Annotated in this window: 16 protein-coding genes; 5 read left to right on the top strand and 11 right to left on the bottom strand. The window is 66.2% G+C overall.

Annotation, left to right across the window (positions count from 1 at the left end; all coding sequences use genetic code 11):
- The first annotated feature begins 78 nt into the window (after window positions 1-78).
- Entirely contained in the window at window positions 79-1,191 is a 1,113-nt protein-coding gene (gene ribA, locus LG661_RS00790; RefSeq protein WP_230530071.1) for a GTP cyclohydrolase II RibA, read from the top strand.
- Between the two features lie 39 nt (window positions 1,192-1,230).
- Here the strand turns inward: ribA and LG661_RS00795 are convergent, their stop codons facing one another.
- Both LG661_RS00795 and LG661_RS00800 read right to left on the bottom strand, forming a co-directional pair.
- A complete protein-coding gene (locus tag LG661_RS00795) occupies window positions 1,231-2,400 on the bottom strand; it encodes a M20 aminoacylase family protein (protein ID WP_230529944.1) in 1,170 nt (389 codons plus the stop codon).
- An 87-nt stretch (window positions 2,401-2,487) separates the two neighbouring features.
- Complete coding sequence (locus LG661_RS00800; protein ID WP_230529945.1) at window positions 2,488-3,717, bottom strand: peptide ABC transporter permease; 1,230 nt, start codon at window positions 3,715-3,717, stop codon at window positions 2,488-2,490.
- Between the two features lie 104 nt (window positions 3,718-3,821).
- Between LG661_RS00800 and LG661_RS00805 the strand changes: the two genes are divergently transcribed.
- A complete protein-coding gene (locus LG661_RS00805) occupies window positions 3,822-4,949 on the top strand; it encodes an FAD-dependent oxidoreductase (RefSeq protein ID WP_230529946.1) in 1,128 nt (375 codons plus the stop codon).
- On the opposite strand, the gene mmsB is transcribed toward LG661_RS00805, so the two are convergent.
- From mmsB to LG661_RS00835, 6 genes are all read right to left on the bottom strand, one after another.
- The gene (gene mmsB / locus LG661_RS00810) at window positions 4,950-5,834 is read right to left on the bottom strand and encodes a 3-hydroxyisobutyrate dehydrogenase (protein WP_230529947.1); all 885 of its coding nucleotides are present in this window, start codon (window positions 5,832-5,834) and stop codon (window positions 4,950-4,952) included. It abuts the gene before it with no gap.
- Window positions 5,831-6,268: a DUF4267 domain-containing protein gene (locus LG661_RS00815; protein WP_230529948.1), complete on the bottom strand. Its 438-nt coding sequence runs from the start codon at window positions 6,266-6,268 to the stop codon at window positions 5,831-5,833. Before LG661_RS00815 ends, mmsB begins: the two co-directional genes overlap by 4 nt.
- Complete coding sequence (locus LG661_RS00820) at window positions 6,265-6,642, bottom strand: DUF5367 family protein (RefSeq protein ID WP_230529949.1); 378 nt, start codon at window positions 6,640-6,642, stop codon at window positions 6,265-6,267. The genes LG661_RS00815 and LG661_RS00820 overlap by 4 nt, the downstream gene beginning before the upstream one ends.
- A gap of 160 nt (window positions 6,643-6,802) precedes the next feature.
- A complete protein-coding gene (locus tag LG661_RS00825) occupies window positions 6,803-7,954 on the bottom strand; it encodes an isobutyryl-CoA dehydrogenase (RefSeq protein WP_230529950.1) in 1,152 nt (383 codons plus the stop codon).
- 93 nt (window positions 7,955-8,047) lie between these two features.
- A complete protein-coding gene (locus LG661_RS00830) occupies window positions 8,048-8,593 on the bottom strand; it encodes a hypothetical protein (RefSeq protein ID WP_230529951.1) in 546 nt (181 codons plus the stop codon).
- Between the two features lie 74 nt (window positions 8,594-8,667).
- Window positions 8,668-10,164: a CoA-acylating methylmalonate-semialdehyde dehydrogenase gene (locus LG661_RS00835; RefSeq protein ID WP_230529952.1), complete on the bottom strand. Its 1,497-nt coding sequence runs from the start codon at window positions 10,162-10,164 to the stop codon at window positions 8,668-8,670.
- Between the two features lie 118 nt (window positions 10,165-10,282).
- On the opposite strand from LG661_RS00835, the gene LG661_RS00840 reads away from it, so the two are divergent.
- From LG661_RS00840 to LG661_RS00850, 3 genes are all read left to right on the top strand, one after another.
- Entirely contained in the window at window positions 10,283-11,173 is an 891-nt protein-coding gene (locus LG661_RS00840; protein ID WP_230529953.1) for a LysR family transcriptional regulator, read from the top strand.
- Between the two features lie 201 nt (window positions 11,174-11,374).
- A complete protein-coding gene (gene tal, locus LG661_RS00845) occupies window positions 11,375-12,346 on the top strand; it encodes a transaldolase (RefSeq protein WP_230529954.1) in 972 nt (323 codons plus the stop codon).
- Window positions 12,347-12,351: 5 nt separating this feature from the next.
- A complete protein-coding gene (locus LG661_RS00850) occupies window positions 12,352-12,906 on the top strand; it encodes a cysteine hydrolase family protein (RefSeq protein ID WP_230529955.1) in 555 nt (184 codons plus the stop codon).
- A 46-nt stretch (window positions 12,907-12,952) separates the two neighbouring features.
- Here the strand turns inward: LG661_RS00850 and LG661_RS00855 are convergent, their stop codons facing one another.
- From LG661_RS00855 to amaB, 3 genes are all read right to left on the bottom strand, one after another.
- Window positions 12,953-13,210, bottom strand: a complete 258-nt coding sequence (locus tag LG661_RS00855) for a YjhX family toxin (RefSeq protein WP_230529956.1) — start codon at window positions 13,208-13,210, stop codon at window positions 12,953-12,955.
- 344 nt (window positions 13,211-13,554) lie between these two features.
- Entirely contained in the window at window positions 13,555-15,234 is a 1,680-nt protein-coding gene (locus LG661_RS00860; protein ID WP_230529957.1) for a thiamine pyrophosphate-binding protein, read from the bottom strand.
- Between the two features lie 184 nt (window positions 15,235-15,418).
- Window positions 15,419-16,969 carry an L-piperidine-6-carboxylate dehydrogenase gene (amaB, locus tag LG661_RS00865; protein ID WP_230530072.1) on the bottom strand — a complete coding sequence of 517 codons (1,551 nt, stop codon included), beginning with the start codon at window positions 16,967-16,969 and terminating at the stop codon, window positions 15,419-15,421.
- Window positions 16,970-17,087: the final 118 nt, after the last annotated feature.

The following is a 17,087-nucleotide window of genomic DNA, read 5'->3' on the forward strand; positions in this document are numbered from 1 at the left end:
TCGCTGTGGCAGCGGCCCGTCGCCGCGCGGAGATCTCCGACGTTCCATGAAAAGGCCGTTCACCTGAGTTCACCGATGATGCGCCTCACCCTGAGCCTGTCCGACAACCCCGCGATGACCTCGGTCGAGCGCGCTCTGATGGAGTTTCGCAGCGCCCGCCCGGTGGTGATCGACAGCGACGAGGTGAGTGCGCTCGTGGTCGGCGTCGAGAATCTGGACGAGGCGATGAGCGCCGAGCTCGAGGCCCTTGCCGGCGGCCACGCCCATCTCGTCCTTCCTCCCGCGCGGCTGCGCCGCCTCGGTCTCGACCGGGACGCACCGGGCCTCGTGGCCCTGCCGGTAGTCGACCGGGAGCGGATCGAGACCTTGGCCCTGAAGGTCGAGGGCCGCATCGATGCGCCTGTGCGCATGGCCGAGGCGGTCGACGAGGAGGCGCTGGAACTCGCCCGCCTCTCTCTCATCCTCCCGGCCGTGGTCGTGGTGCCCCTGGCGGCAGGGATCCAGGTCGATCCCTCCCTGGTGCGGGTGGCGGGTTCGGCCATCCGGAACTACCGGCGCGCCAGAGCCATGGATCTGAAGATCGTCAGCCGTGCGCCCGTGCCGCTGGAAGGCGCGCCGAGCGCCGAATTCGTGGTCTTCCGCGGCGGCGAGGGCCTGCGCGATCAGGTGGCGATCGTGGTCGGCAAGCCGGACCTCTCCAAGCCCGTTACGGTGCGCCTGCACTCGGCCTGCCTCACGGGCGACCTTTTCGGCAGCCTGAAATGCGATTGCGGCGACCAGCTGCGCGAGACCGTGCGCTTCATGGCGGGCAGCGAGGGCGGCATCCTGCTCTATCTCGACCAGGAAGGGCGCGGAAACGGCATCGCCAACAAGATACGCGCCTACAAGCTCCAGGCGCAGGGTTACGACACCTATGACGCCGACGAGGTCCTGGGCTTCGGCGTGGACCAGCGCCGGTTCGAATTCGCGGCCGGCATGCTCAAGCAGCTCGGCGTCGGCAAGGTGCGCCTGATGACCAACAACCCGGAAAAGATCAAGGCCCTGTCCGAGGCTGGGCTCCAGGTGATCTCGGACCACCGGGTCCTGGGCCGTCCGACGGCGGAGAACGTGAGCTATCTCGCCGCCAAGCGGGACCGGGCCGGGCATTATATCGATCTCGAGGGCCTGCTGGCCTGCTCGAACAAGGATTGAGACCTTCCGGTCTCAATCCTTCTGGCATTCTGCTGTGTCTCAGCGCGCCGGCATGCCGGTTTCGATGATCTTCGCCCAGAGCGAGACGCCGTAGGGGCTCGCCTCGTCGTTGAAGTCATAGGCCGGGTGGTGGACCCCCGCCGTGTCGCCGTTGCCGATGAAGATGTAGGCGCCCGGGCGCTCCTCCAGCATGTAGGAGAAATCCTCGGCTCCCATGAGGGGCAGGACCGTGGTGTCGACGCCGTTCGCACCCGCGACCGCACGGGCGACCTCGGCCATGAACTCGGTCTTTTCCGGATCGTTCATTGTGACCGGATAGCCGCGGTCGTAATCGACGTCGGCCTTGGCTCCGAAGGCGGCGCAGACATTCTCGACGATGGCGCGGATGCGGGTCTCGGCGAGATCGCGCATCTCGGGCGAAAGGGTGCGCACGGTGCCGAGCAGCATCGCCGTCTGGGGAATGACGTTGAAGGCCTCGCCCGCCTTGACGGTGCAGACCGAGACCACCACGGAATCCAGCGGATCGGCGTTGCGCGCAGCGATGGTCTGAAGGGCCGTGATCACGTGGGCCGCGACCACTACGGTGTCGATGCAGTTATGCGGCATGGCGGCGTGGCCGCCCTTGCCCTCGATGTTGATGGTGAACCGGTCCGCCGACGCCATCATCGGGCCAGGGCGAATCGCGAAATGGCCGACGGGAATGCCCGGCATGTTGTGCATGCCGTAGACCTCCTGCACGCCGAAGCGCTCCATGAGCCCGTCCTTCACCATGGCGTCTCCGCCGCCGCCGCCTTCTTCCGCCGGCTGGAAGATCATCACCGCCGTGCCGTCGAAGTTGCGCGTCTCGGCAAGGTACTTCGCCGCGCCCAGCAGCATGGCGGTGTGGCCGTCATGGCCGCAGGCATGCATCTTGCCGGGCACCTTGGACTTGTGGGGGACGTCCGTCGCCTCCTCGATGGGCAGCGCGTCCATGTCGGCGCGCAGCCCGATCACGCGGCCCGAATTGTTGCTCCGGCCCCTGATGACGCCGACGACGCCCGTCTGGCCCAATCCGGTCACGACCTCGTCGCAGCCGAAGCTCTTCAGCTTCTCGGCCACGATGCCCGCCGTCCGGTGCACGTCGAAGAGGAGTTCGGGATTCTCATGGAAATCCCGGCGCCAGGCGGTGATTTCGGGGGCGAGATCGGCGACGCGGTTGATGATCGGCATGGATGACCCTTGGCTGAGAAAGCAGAACCCCTAACGAAGCAGAGGCCAAGCCTCCTCGTCAATCGTTACAGGATACCTCTGCCAGGATCAGGAAGCCCGGCGCAGGATCGCCTTGGGGCGCTTGGTGCGGAACTGTCCGCGCTCGATGGCGACGAAGACCAGCACGACGAGCACGAGGGCCGTGAACCACCAGACCTGCGCGGTGCCGATGCCGAAGCAGCCGAGCGCATAGGCGGTCGCAAAAGCCGCCATGATGCCGGGCCCGAGGACGGGCCGGTGCCCGCCTGCGGCCAGGGCGGTGCGGTAGAGCAGGACGGCCGCCGCCACCGCGCCGACGAGGCCCAGCTCGTACCAGATCTCGAACAGGAACGTGTTGGGCGCGGCGGACGGAAGGAGGCCTGAGACCTTGCTGCGCAGGGTCGTCTCGAAGCCATGCCCGGTCACGAGGCTGAGCGGATCGGCCAGAATGATCCTGCCCCAGAGGTCGAGGCTTGCGACAGCGGGTGAGCGCGGCCCCAGGAGGCCGGCGGCCAGGGGCTCGAGGATGAAGGGCAGGACGGGCCCGAGAAGCAGAAGGCCCGCCATGGCGAAAGCGGTCAGGCGCGCGCCGGCGGAGGGGTTGACGACGGTCAGGGCGAAGACGACGGCTCCGGCCGCGAGCCCCTGAAGGGGCAGGCCGTCTGTCGCGAAGAAGGCTCCCGCGGCGACGATCAGGGCCAGGATTCCCCCTTCCAGGTTGCGCCCGCGGGAATGGAGCCAGGTCACGGCCGGCCAGAGCAGCAGGACGAGCACGATCATGCCCCGCTCCAGGCTCCCGTCCTCCGGATCGACGCCCGATTTGTTCCGCCAGGCCAGGGCGGTGCCCGTGAGGGCCGCAAGGCCGATTCCGACCGGCAGGAGATAGAGATTGGCCGAGCGCATCCGCTCCGGCATGGCGACAAAGCCGGCGACCGCCATCAGGGCCATGCCGGCGATGTTGAGCAGGCGCTCGGAGGCCTCCGGCAGGAACGGGGTCCAGACCAGGGACAGGCCCATCCAGAACAGGAGGACCGCCCCGGCAAGCCCACCGGGCGAGCCTGCAAGGCCGATCAGCCTTTCCCGGACATGCTTCGGCGGACCGTCGAGGATGGCGGCCAGGACGAGGAGCGTAACCGCCAGCGGCGCCAGCACGACGACGGCGCGGCGGGTGAAGAGCGCACCGACCGGGATGGCGAAGGCCAGAATCGCAAAGCCGAGACGCCGCAGCACGGCGGCGGCATCGGCGGAGGGGTTGGCCACGGAAGAGTGAGGACGCACCATCGGGCGGACATCGATCATTGAGCGCTCGGAAGCGCGGAGACTAATGGACGGGAGAACCAAAAGCTGTAGGTGTCTTGCAACACTGACCCGGCCTTTACGTCACGCAGCGCGTTCCTGAAACCATGGCCTCCAACCGCTCCCAAGCCAATAAGAACCTTCTCCTCGTCGGCGGAGGGCATGCCCATGTCTTCGTCCTGGAGGCCTTCGCCCGCAATCCCGAGCCCGGCCTGCGGCTGATCCTCGTCGCGAAGGATGTCCGGACGCCCTATTCCGGCATGCTGCCGGGGCACCTGGCGGGGCTCTATTCCCGGGACGAGATGCATATCGATCTGGAGGTCCTGGCAAGGCGCAGCGGCGCAACGCTGATCCAGGACGAGGCGGTCGGGTTCGATGCGGCTGGGAAGCGGGCCCTCCTCAGGAGCGGAGAGGCGCTCTCCTACGATATTCTCTCCATCGACATCGGCATCACGCCGGACCTTTCCGGCATCGAGGGGGCTGCCGAGCACGCCCTGGCGGTCAAGCCCATCGGAGACCTGCTGGAGAAATGGGACCGGCTCGTCGAGAAAGCCCTCAGGCCCGACGGCCCGCGCCGCTTCGCCATCATCGGCGGCGGGGTTGCGGGGATCTGTCTCGCCTTTGCGGTCAGGGCCTTCCTCGGGACGCGGTTGAGCGATCCGCTGCATCTCGCCCTGATCGGCGCCTCCGACGCTCCGGGGATCAATGCAGGCATGCGCAGACGGATCGCGCGCGCCTTCGAGCGTCGCGGGATCGAGGTCTTCAAGGGCGAGGCCGCCGGCGTGGACCCGAAGGGCGTGACCCTTTCGAGCGGAGAGCGCATTGCGGCCGATGCCGTCCTCGTCTCGACCCATGCCGCGCCGCCGCCGGCGCTCGCCGGTACCGATTGGGCGAAGGATGAGCACGGCTTCCTCGCCATCCGCCCGACCTTGCAGGTCCTGAACGACAATTCTGTCTTCGCAGCCGGCGACTGCGCGACCATGCCGGCCCATCCGCGCCCGAAGGCCGGTGTCTTCGCCGTGCGGCAGGGGCCGGTGCTGGCCCGCAACCTGAGACGTTACGGGCGCGGCGAGGCGCTGGAGGAGCATCGCCCCCAGCGCAAGCATCTCGTCCTGATCTCGACAGGAGACGGCCGCGCCATCGGCGGGCGCGGCCGGTTCGTCGCCTTTCAGGGACGCTTCGCCTGGCGGCTGAAGGACTGGCTCGACCGGCGCTTCATGCGCCGGTTCACCTGATCAGCCGTTCGACCCGCGGATGAAGTTGATGATGCCCGAGAAGTCTTCGCCGTCGTGGCCCGCATTGGCGAAGAGGGCGTAGAGCTGGGCGGCTTCCGCGCCGAGCGGCGTGGAGGCGCCGGAGGCGAGCGCCGCTTCCTGCGCGAGCTTCAGGTCCTTCAGCATCAGGGCCGCCGCGAAGCCGGGCTTGTAGTCGTTGTTGGCGGGCGAGGTCGGCACCGGCCCCGGAACCGGGCAATAGGTGGTGAGCGACCAGCACTGGCCCGAGGAGGTGGAGGCGACGTCGAACAGCGCCTGATGGGAGAGCCCGAGCTTTTCCGCCAGCACGAAGGCTTCCGCCACGCCGATCATCGAGATGCCGAGGATCATGTTGTTGCAGATCTTCGCCGCCTGACCCGCGCCCGCTTCGCCGCAATGGACCACCTTCCTGCCCATCTTCGACAGGATCGGCTTGGCTTGCTCGAACGCGTTGCGCGCGCCGCCCGCCATGAAGGTCAGCGTCGCGCCCTGCGCGCCGCCGACGCCGCCGGAGACCGGCGCGTCGAGGGATTGCAGCCCGCGCTCGTCCGCCAGCCCATGCGCCCTGCGCGCGCTTTCCACATCGATGGTCGAACAGTCGATGACGAGCGCGCCCTTCTGTAGCGAGGGCAGGATCTCGGCCCAGACGGCCAGCACATGCTTGCCCGCCGGCAGCATGGTGACGACCACCTCGGCATCCTTCACCGCCTCCGCGGCGGAGCCGGCGACCGTGACGCCGTCCGCCCTCGCCTGATCGCAAGAGGCGGGGGACAGGTCGAAGCCGGTCACCGCATGCCCCGCCTTGACGAGGTTGGCGGCCATCGGTCCGCCCATGTTGCCGAGCCCGATGAAGGCGATGTTGGTCATGATGGCATTCCTCCCATGTTGTCGTGTTTGGATCGGACGAGCAGCCAGATTGAGGCCGCCAGCATCGTTGCGCCGCTGAATCCGTGCAGCAGCAGGTAGCCTGCAGCCTCGAGACCTCTTTCAACGGCGATGATCGTCATGTCGCCGATGGGGATCAGAACGGTCGCGCCGAAGATCAGGCCTACGATCCGTCGCGTCGCCGTCAGCGACAGGATCAGAAGGTAGATGCCGAAAGCGAGATCGCGCAATCCGATCGCGGGAAGATAGCCGAAGCTCGTTCCCTCGGGGGCCGGAAGGCCGAAGACGAGGGCCCCCAAGCCCGGAGCAAGAACGAACAGCACTCCCAGGCCGACGAAGGTGGCGGCCAGGAGCCAGACGAGCCAGGTGCTCGGCTCGCGAGGAGGCAATCCGCGCCGCTCGCTTCCTGACGTCATGCGCACCGTGCCCTCCAGAGGGAGCCGATCAGGGCGAAGCCGTAGAACCAGAGCATCAGCGAGCCGAAGACCTTGTCCAGGGACGGGTTCAGGCTGGGAAAGAACACCGCGAAATGCGAACCCACCGCCGCCATCAGCAGCATGCCCGGAACGGCTGCGAGCGCCATGGCCGTCACCGCCTTTCCATCAGGGATCCGCAGGATGCGGTCGATGGCAACACCCAGAACAAGTCCAAGGGCCGCTCCGGCGGCGAAGTTGAGCTGGAACGGCCGGCGGCCTTCCAGGAAGAACCATGGGCCTGCAAAGTGGAACAGAGCGAAGATCGCAATGGCGATGCCAAAACCAAGACCGAGCGATCTGAACGCTAGCCGCATGATGCTCGCCCTCATCCTGAGGAGGTCGCGCAGCGACCGTCTCGAAGGATCGTCCAGCGGGAACTGGAGACGCCCTCGTCCTTCGAGACGCGAGCAGGCTCGCTCCTCAGGATGAGGGCTGCGTGGGAGAGACGGAGACGGGAACGGCAACCCTCCACCTTCACCGGTTGCCGCGCCCCACGAGGTCGCGCGCCACGATCAGGCGCATGATCTCGTTGGTGCCCTCCAGGATCTGGTGGACGCGAAGGTCGCGCACGATCTTCTCCACGCCGTAATCGGCGAGATAGCCGTAGCCGCCGTGGAGCTGGAGCGCATCGTTCGCCACCTGGAAGCCGGTATCGGTCGCCACGCGCTTGGCCATCGCGCAGAGCTTGGTGGCGTCGAGCGTTTTGGCGTCGAGCGCCGCGGCCGCGCGCCAGAGCAGGGTGCGCGCGCATTCGAGCTCCGTCGCCATGTCGGCGAGCTTGAACTGCAGCGCCTGGAAATCCGCGATGCGCTTGCCGAAGGCCTTTCGGTCCGCCGTATAGGCGAGCGCCTTGTCGAGCGCGGCCTGCGCGCCGCCGAGCGAGCAAGCGCCGATATTGAGGCGTCCGCCGTCGAGGCCCAACATGGCGATCTTGAAGCCCATGCCCTCGTCGGAAAGACGGTTGGCGACAGGCACGCGCACATCCTCGAAGATCACCGCCGCGGTGGGCTGCGCATTCCAGCCCATCTTCTTTTCCTGCGCACCGAAGGACACGCCGGGCATGTCCTTCTCGATGACGAGCGTCGAAATTCCCGACGGCCCTTCTTCGCCCGTGCGCACCATGGTGAGATAGATGTCGGACGTGCCCGCTCCCGAAATGAACTGCTTCACGCCGTTGACGACGTAATGGTCGCCGTCGCGCACCGCACGAGTCTTGAGCGCCGCCGCGTCCGAGCCCGAGCCCGGCTCCGTCAAGCAGTAGCTCGCGATCAGTTCCATGGTGCAAAGGCGCGGGATGTAACGCTGGCGCTGTTCCTCCGAGCCGTAGCGGTCGATCATCCATGTCGCCATGTTGTGGATCGACAGATAGGCCGAGACGGCCGGGCAGCCCGTGGCGAGCGCCTCGAAGATGAGCGCCGCGTCGAGCCGCGTCATGCCCGACCCGCCTAAATCCTCGCGGGTGTAGATCGCGGCCATGCCGAGTGATGCCGCCTCGCGCATCACGTCCACGGGAAAGTGCTTCTTCTCATCCCATTCAAGGGCGTGAGGCGCAAGATTATCCGCTGCAAAGGCAAGGGCCATGTCGCGGACGGCGATTTGATCTTCGGTAAGGGAAAACTGGGTCATAGCTCTAAATCGGCATGTGAGAGGCGTTTCGTGCACCCCGACTTTGGATCTAGAGCGGAGATTTCAGGATGCAAAGCGGGACTCCATGGCTTGTCATGGTTTGATGGAGGGCAGCTTCTCCAGCTCTGACGTCCTGATGAGAAGATCCATGAACTGACTGTGATTCATGAGTGAGCCGTGGGCGTATTCGATGTTGATCACGTTCATGGAATTCACACGCAGACAGATGGAAATGCTCCCGTCCAAGTCCTCTGGAAGTTGTTCCAGATCATGATTGGACAGATGCAATTTGGGCGAGCTAGCGATGTAAATCCGCTCCTGGTTATCCAGCATCAGATTTTCCATGACAGCTGCGGTATCGCATTCCTTTGGGCACCAGACCGTGCGGATAAGCTTGGCATGAGAGCCGCCACGGCCTTTCTTCCAGTCCGTAACCTTGTAGGTGATGATGAAGAAGCGAAGATTGTCGTCGTCTCGAAAAAGGCAGGTGCTCCAAGGAAGCTGCCTGGCCTTTGAAGATGGATTGCGCCATCTCAAAATGCCTTTTGGCGCTGTCGGAAATGACTTTCGTCTTTCTCTCGCTCGGCAGTTTCTCACCCCACAGATAATGGGACGTCGGGCATGGAAGCGCTTGCGCATCCAAAGCGAAAACCGACGCTCCCAAGCTGAGAGCGGCGGCGAAAGAGTATCGTGGAAGGGCTTTCACCCCATCCTCACTTCATCGTCGGAATCGAGAACTCCGCGCCTTCCTTGATGCCGGACGGCCAGCGGGAGGTGACGGTTTTGGTCTTGGTGTAGAAGCGGATCGCGTCGGGGCCATGCTGGTTGAGGTCGCCGAAGCCGGAGGCCTTCCAGCCGCCGAAGGTGTAGTAGGCGATCGGAACCGGGATCGGCACGTTGATGCCGACCATGCCCACATTCACCTTGGCGGCGAAGTCGCGGGCGGCATCGCCGTCGCGGGTGAAGATCGCGACGCCGTTGCCGTATTCGTGCTCAGAGGGGAGACGCAGCGCCTCGTCGTAGTTCTTCGCGCGCACCACCGACAGCACCGGGCCGAAAATCTCTTCCTTGTAGATGCGCATAGTGGGCTGCACCTCGTCGAAGAGGCAGCCGCCCATGTAGAAGCCGTTCTCATAGCCCTGCATCTTGAAGTTACGGCCGTCCACCGCGAGCTTCGCGCCCTCCTGGACGCCGAGATCCACGTAGGACTTGACCTTCTCGAGATGCGCCTTGGTGACGAGAGGTCCGAAATCGGCCGAGGGATCGGTGGAAGGGCCGACCTTCAGGCTCTCGACCCGCGGGATCAGCTTGTCCATTAGCGCATCGGCGGTCGCCTGGCCCACGGGCACCGCGACCGAGACCGCCATGCAGCGCTCGCCCGCCGAGCCGTAGCCTGCGCCGATGAGGGCGTCCGCCGCCTGGTCGAGATCGGCGTCGGGCATGATGATCATGTGGTTTTTCGCGCCGCCGAAGCAGTGCGCGCGCTTGCCCGTCGCGGTGGCGCGGGAATAGACGTACTGGGCAATCGGCGAGGAGCCGACGAAGCCGACCGCCTTGATGTCCGGATCGTCGAGGATCGCGTCCACCGCTTCCTTGTCGCCGTTGACCACGTTGAGGATGCCGGCGGGCAGGCCCGCCTCGATCATCAGCTCGGCCAAGCGCATCGGCACGCCGGGATCGCGCTCGGAAGGCTTCAGGATGAAGGCGTTGCCGCAGGCGATGGCCGGGGCGAACTTCCACATCGGGATCATGGCCGGGAAGTTGAAGGGCGTGATGCCCGCCACGACGCCGAGCGGCTGGCGGATCGAATAGATGTCGATGCCGGGACCAGCGCCTTCGGTGAACTCGCCCTTGAGCAGGTGCGGGATGCCGCAGGCGAATTCCACCACCTCGACCCCGCGCTGAATGTCGCCCTTGGCGTCGGGAATCGTCTTGCCGTGCTCGCGGGCGAGGAGTTCGGCGAGCGAATCCATCTCCTTCGCGATGAGCTCCAGGAACTTCATCATCACGCGCGCACGGCGCTGCGGGTTCGTGGCGGCCCAGGCCGGCTGGGCGGCCTGGGCGTTCTCCACCGCCTCGCGCATCTCCTCACGGGAGGCGAGCGCCACCCGGCCGATGACCTCGCCGGTCATGGGCTGGAAGAATTCCGTGGTTCGGCCGGACTTGCCCGGAACCTGCTTGCCGCCGATGAAATGGCCGACTTCGCGCATGGCGTCTCTCTCCTGAATGGGTGTTGTCTTGCGTTTCTTCTATCATTGTCAAAATCGCACGACTATGGGTGAAAGCGAAGCTGCGTTGTGTGAAAGCCCCAATGTGGTATGACGCGCCATGAGCGCTTTCGACTGGGACGACCTCCGCTTCTTCCTCGCCGTCGCCCGGGCCGGCCGGTTGACAGTCGCCGCCCGCCAGCTGGAGGCGGACCACACCACCGTGTCCCGCCGCATCTCGGCCCTGGAGCGCTCGCTCAAGGCCAAGCTCTTCGAGCGCAAGCCCCAGGGCTATTCCCTGACCGAGCAGGGGGAGCGGCTCCTTGCGCATGCCGAGAGTATGGAAAGCCAGGCCTTCGCCGTAGCAAGCGAGGTCGGGGGCGCGGATCTCGCGCTCGCCGGCACGGTGCGCATCGGCGCGCCGGACGGGATCGGCACCTATTTTCTCGCGCCCGAACTCGGAGCCCTGGCCGAGCGGCATCCCGGCCTCACGCTCCAGCTCGTGGCGCTTCCCCGCACCTTTTCGCTCTCGAAGCGCGAGGCCGATATCGCGGTCACCCTGGAGCAGCCGACGGAAGGCCGCCTCGTCTCCCGCAAGCTCACCGATTACCGCCTGAGGCTCTACGCCTCGAAGGATTATCGCGACCGCCACGGGCCGGTCGCGGACCTCGCGGATCTTTCGGGCAAGACCCTCGTGACCTATGTGGCGGACCTGCTCTACAGCCCGGTGCTCGATTATTTCTCAGGACTCGAGAAATACACCTCCCGCCGCTTCGAGTGCGCCAGCGTGGTGGCGCAACTCGAGGCCGTGCGGGCAGGCGCCGGCATCGGCATCCTGCACGATTACGCCGCGCGGAGCTTCCCGGAGCTTCAGGTCGTGCTGCCCGAGATCTCGTACCTTCGCACCTACTGGCTCGTGACCCATGCGGATGTGCGCTCCTTGCGCCGGGTCGAGGAGGTCTATTCCTTCATCCTCAGCCGCGTGAGGGCGAACCGGGGTCTTTTCCTGTGACCCCACAATGTCATCCCCGGCGAGCCGAAGGCGAGGGAAGGGGATCTATGGCGCTGCGCGCGAACGATGGCTTCCCTTCCCCTGCGATGGCTGCGCCATCTCCGGCCGGGAATGACAACAAGGTCCCACTTGGTGCTTTGCTCTTCCCGTGAGCCTCCCGAGCCATTAAGTCTGCCCCGAACGAAACCCATGGAGACCGGAATGCCCTCCAAGCTCGACCAGTTGCGCGCCATGACGGTCGTCGTCGCCGATACGGGCGACCTCGATGCGGTGCGCCGCCTGAAGCCCCAGGATTGCACCACCAACCCGACCCTGCTGCTGAAGGCGGTCGAGACTCCCGCCTATGGGCATATCCTGGACGAAGCGCTCGCCTGGAGCCGCTCGCAGGGCGGAAGCCGCGAGAGCGTGGTCGCCGCCATCTGCGACCGGCTCGCGGTGGCCTTCGGCGCGGAGCTTGCCGGCATCGTTCCGGGCCGGGTCTCCACCGAGGTCGATGCGGACCTCTCCTTCGACACCGAGGCGACCATCGCCAAGGCGCGGGCCATCATCAAGGCCTACGAGGAGCGCGGCGTCGGGCGCGAGCGCATCCTGATCAAGATCGCCTCCACCTGGGAGGGCATCCGCGCGGCGGAGGCTCTGCAGAAGGAGGGAATCGACTGCAATCTCACGCTCCTCTTCGCCCAGGTCCAGGCGCAGGCCTGCGCCGAGGCCGGCGTGTTCCTCATCTCGCCCTTCGTGGGCCGCATCCTCGACTGGCACGTGAAGGCGGGCGGCGGGCCCTATACGGGCGAGACCGATCCCGGCGTCGTCTCGGTGCGCAACATCTATGCGTCCTACAAGGCGCAAGGGATCAAGACCGTGGTGATGGGCGCCTCCTTCCGCAACATGGGAGAGATCGAGGCGCTCGCCGGCTGCGACCGGCTCACCATCTCGCCCGCGCTGCTCGACGAGCTGGCGAAGGCGGAAGGCGAGCTGCCGCGCAAGCTCTCTCCCGACAACGTGGAGACAATCCAGCCCCTGCCGCGCCTCGACGAGAAGAGCTTCCGCTTCGCGCTCAACGAGGACGCCATGGCGACCGAAAAGCTTTCCGAGGGCATTCGCTCCTTCGTGAAGGACCTGCGCTCGCTTCGCGCCTTGGCGGCCAAGCGGCTGGACGAAGCGAAGGCGGCCTGAACCTCATGACGAAAGCCCTCGTGGTCATCGACGTTCAGAACGGTATTCTCGACGTGCCGGGCGCGAAACGCCCGGCCGTCCGGCATCGCTTCGACGAGGTGCGCGGGCGCATCGCCCGCCTCGTCAGCGAAGCGAGAGAGCAGGGGGCTCCCATCGTCTTCGTCCAGCACGACGGCGATCCCGACCACCGCCTCGAGAAGGGCACAAAGGGCTGGGAGATCTGCGGCGATCTCAACCGTGCGCCGGAGGATGCCGTCGTCGGCAAGACAGCCTGCGACTCGTTCTTCGGAACGGAACTTCAATCTGTGTTGTCCGGGCGCGGCATCGATCATCTGGTGATCGCCGGGTTGATGACGCAGTACTGCATCGACACCACCTGCCGGCGCGCCGTGAGCCTCGGCTACAATGCGACGCTCGTTGCCGATGCCCACACGACGGCGGATTCGGACGCGCTCGCCGTCGAGCAGATCGTGAGCCACCACAACGCCCTGCTGGACGGGTTCGATGCCGGTCCGGCCGTCCTGAGGGTCGTGCCCTCGAGCGAAATCCGATTCGGGTGAGAACAGGAAGGCGGCCTGAGCTGCCTTCCTGTCGTCGTCTGGCCGGCTAGCGGTTGTCCGGCCGGCTTCTCACTGCCCTCAATCCCTGCCGCGTGATGCGGTAGGGACCGCCGTTCGACGAGGCGATCAGGCCTTTCTGGCGCAGCGCCTTGAACAGGTCCATGGTGCAGAGAGTCAGCAGCCAACCCTCGCGGGTGAGGCATTCGATTTCGGAAATGCGGCCGGTCTCGTCCTTGTAGTGACGAATGACGCCGCCCTGGGCGAGCACGTGGAGCACGCGCTGCCCGTTGCGTGAAACGTTCACGGGAAAACCCTGAGCTTACTGTGTGCTTGTCAGAGAGAGGCGCGCAGGCGCGCGCGTTCGGCCGTTCGATCGGCCGCTGCCCGCCATTCAGGTGGCGGGCTCTACCGGGACTCGGTCTCTCTGCGCATCAAAGCTCCAGGTGAAGGACGGGATTTTTATAGAAGCAGTCGGGCTGGATCGTCAACTTTACGCGCACAGCGCTGTCATTCCGGGGCGAGCAAGAGCGAGAGCCCGGAATCCATAGCCACCATCGGTACAGAATAGGGCGCTACGTGAACCGCAGCGCCCTTTCTTGTAGTGTTTATGGATTCCGGGCTCCGCTGCGCGGCCCCGGAATGACAGTGCTATTTCTGGCTCGCCAGCGCCTTCTCGCGGATGGCGGAGAGGGACATGGCGGGGGTGATCGCCTCAGGATCCAGCAGGCAGTGCAGGATTGCGGGCTTGCCCGCGGTGAGCGCCCGGTCGAGGGCGGGGGCGAAGTCTTCCGTGCGCTCCACGCGCTCGCCATAGCCGCCGAAGGCCTTGGCGTAAGCCGCGAAGTCCGGGTTCTGCAGCATCGTCGCCGAGACGCGGCCGGGATATTCGCGCTCCTGGTGCATGCGGATCGTGCCGTACATGCCGTTGTCGATGATGATGACTAGGATCGGCAGGTCGTACTGCACGGCGGTGGCGAATTCCTGCCCGTTCATGAGGAAGTCGCCGTCGCCCGCGAAGACCACCACGGTGCTCTGCGGCTGCATGCGCTTCGCGCCCACGGCCGCGGGCAGGCCGTAGCCCATGGAGCCGGAAGTGGGGGCGAGCTGCGTGCCGAAATGGCGGAAGGGCCAGAAGCGGTGGACCCAGGTGGCGAAGTTGCCCGCGCCGTTGCAGAAGATCGCATCGGCCGGCAGCACCTCGCGCAGGTGAGCCATCACCTGGCCCATCTGGAGCTGGCCCGGATGACGGATCGCCGTGGGATCGCTCCAGGCGAGATAGGATTCATGCGCCGCCTTCGTGCCGTCGCTCCAGGGCAGGGAAGCGGGCGGATGCACGCCCTCCAGCGCCGCCGTGAAGGCGACCGGCGAAGCGTTGATCGCAAGATGCGGAGCATAGACCCGGCCGAGTTCGCTCGGATCCGGGTGGACATGCACCAGCTTCTGCTTCGGAGAGGGAATGTCGAGGAGCGTGTAGCTCTGGCTCGGGATTTCCGAGAGGCGCCCGCCCACGAGCAGGACGAGGTCGGCTTCCTTGATGCGTGCGAGAAGCTTCGGATTCACGCCGAGCCCGAGATCGCCGATGTACGAGGCGTGATCGGCGGGAAACAGCATCTGCCGGCGGAAGGTGCAGGCCACGGGCAGCTGGAAGCGCTCGGCAAAGCGCACGAAGCGCTGCACCGCCGTTTCCGTCCAGCGGCTGCCGCCGAGGAGCACGACGGGGTTCTTCGCCCCGTGCAGGAGCTTCTGCAGCTCCGCCATCTGGGACAGGCCGGGATGCGTTTCGATCGCCTGACAGCGCGGCGCATCCGCGACCGCGGCCATGTCGGTCAGCACGTCCTCCGGCAGCGCGATCACCACCGGGCCGGGACGGCCGGAGGTCGCCACATGGAAGGCGCGGGACACGATCTCGGGGAAGCGTGCGGGATCGTCCACCTCCGTCGCCCATTTCGCCATAGGGCCGAAGACGGCGCGGTAATCGAGCTCCTGGAACGCCTCGCGCTCGCGCATGCCGCGCTCGATCTGGCCGACGAACACGATCATCGGCGTCGAATCCTGCTTGGCGATATGGATGCCCGGGGAGGCGTTCGTCGCGCCGGGGCCGCGGGTGACGAAGCAGATGCCGGGGCGGCCCGTGAGCTTGCCGTAGGCCTCCGCCATCATCGCCGCGCCGCCTTCCTGGCGGCAGACTGTGATCTTGATGTCCGCATCATGCAGCGCATCGAGGGCTGCGAGGTAACTCTCGCCCGGAACGCAGAAGATGTGATCGACTCCGTGCAGAGCAAGTTGATCGACGAGAATCTGGCCGCCGGTGCGGGAGGACGCTGTCATGGGAGGCTCGCGAGGTCAGGTTGGACAAAAGAAAACGGAGGGCTAAAGCATCGGACCCAAAAGTGGACTCCACTTTGGGATCCAATCCGATGCTTTCTTTTGATGAGAGCATCGCTGAGTGCGGAAAACCGGATCCACTTTTCCGCACGATGCTCTTATGCCCTCCGTTGCATTGTGACGACGATCAGGCGTCCACGTCAAACTTCACGCCCTGGGCGAGCGGAAGCGTCGAGCCGTAATTGATCGTGTTGGTGGCGCGGCGCATGTAGGCCTTCCAGGAATCCGAGCCCGCCTCGCGGCCGCCGCCCGTCTCCTTCTCGCCGCCGAACGCGCCGCCGATCTCGGCGCCCGAGGGGCCGATATTCACGTTGGCGATGCCGCAATCGGAGCCGGACGCCGAGATGAAGGCCTCGGCCTCGCGCATGTTGAGGGTGAAGATCGAGGAGGAGAGGCCCGCGCCCACCGCGTTGTGGAGCTCGATCACCTCCTCGAGATCCGAGTAGCGCATCACGTAGAGTATCGGCGCGAAGGTCTCGCGCAGCACCGGGCCTGTCTGGGCCGGCATCTCGACGAGCGCCGGGCGGGCGTAGAAGCCGCTGCCCTCCACATCCGCATAGCGTCCGCCGCCATGCACCGTTCCGCCCGCCGCGCGGGCTTCGTCCAGCGCGCGCTCCATGCCGTCGAAAGCGGCCTTGTCGATCAGTGGACCCACGAGCGTTCCTTCCGCGCGCGGATCGCCGATCTTCACGCTGGAATAGACCTTCACGAGGCGCGGCACGAGCTGGTCATAGACGCTCTCGTGCACGAAGAGGCGGCGCAGGGTGGTGCAGCGCTGGCCCGCCGTGCCCATGGCGGCGAAGGCGATGCCGCGAAGCGCGAGATCGAGATCCGCGGACGGCGCGACGATGGCCGCGTTGTTGCCTCCGAGCTCCAGGATCGCGCGGGCAAAGCGCGCGGCGAGCTTGGGGCCGACCTGGCGGCCCATGGCGGTGGAGCCGGTGGCGGAGAGAACGGGCACGCGATGGTCGTCCACCAGGATCTCGCCGATCTCGCGGCCGCCGAGCAGCACCTCGGAGAGGCCTTCCGGCACGCCGCCGAAGCGCCTGGCGGCGCGTTCGACGATGGCCTGCGTCGCAAGCGCGGTCAGCAGGGTCTTCTCGGAAGGCTTCCACACCACGGAATCGCCGCAGACGAAGGCGAGCGCCGCGTTCCACGACCAGACCGCCACGGGGAAGTTGAAAGCGGAGATGACGCCGCAGACGCCCAGCGGATGCCAGGTTTCCATCATGCGGTGGTCGGCGCGCTCGGTGGCGATGGTGAGGCCGTAGAGCTGGCGGGAAAGACCGACCGCGTAATCGCAGATGTCGATCATCTCCTGGACCTCGCCGAGGCCCTCGGAAACGATCTTGCCGGCCTCCAGCGTCACGAGGCGGCCGAGGTCGTCCTTGGCGGCGCGCAGCTCCTCGCCGACGAGGCGCACGAACTCGCCGCGCTTGGGAGCCGGGATCTTGCGCCAGGCCTTGAAGGCGGCGTCGGCGCGCGCGATCGCGGCCCTGGCTTCGTCGGGCGTGGTTTCGCGCACGTGGACGATCACCTCGCCGGTGATCGGCGACATGGCGGGGCGGCCGGTGGCGGCAAAGGCGGTCTCGGGAACGCCGAGCCGCGCGAGAATGGCGCGGGCCTCGTCCGCAACGGAGGCGGAGGCGGAGGATACGGGTTTCAGGCTCGCGGTCATCTTGGATTCTCCCTGGATGCGGGCTTTGGGCTTCATGGGAAGCCTGCCACCCTCGCCTGTCTATGGAACAAAACGACGGCGGCCGTCAGGCCACCGTCTTAAAGCATGACCAGGAAAC

Source organism: Microvirga roseola, assembly GCF_020866965.1.
Lineage (GTDB): Bacteria > Pseudomonadota > Alphaproteobacteria > Rhizobiales > Beijerinckiaceae > Microvirga > Microvirga roseola.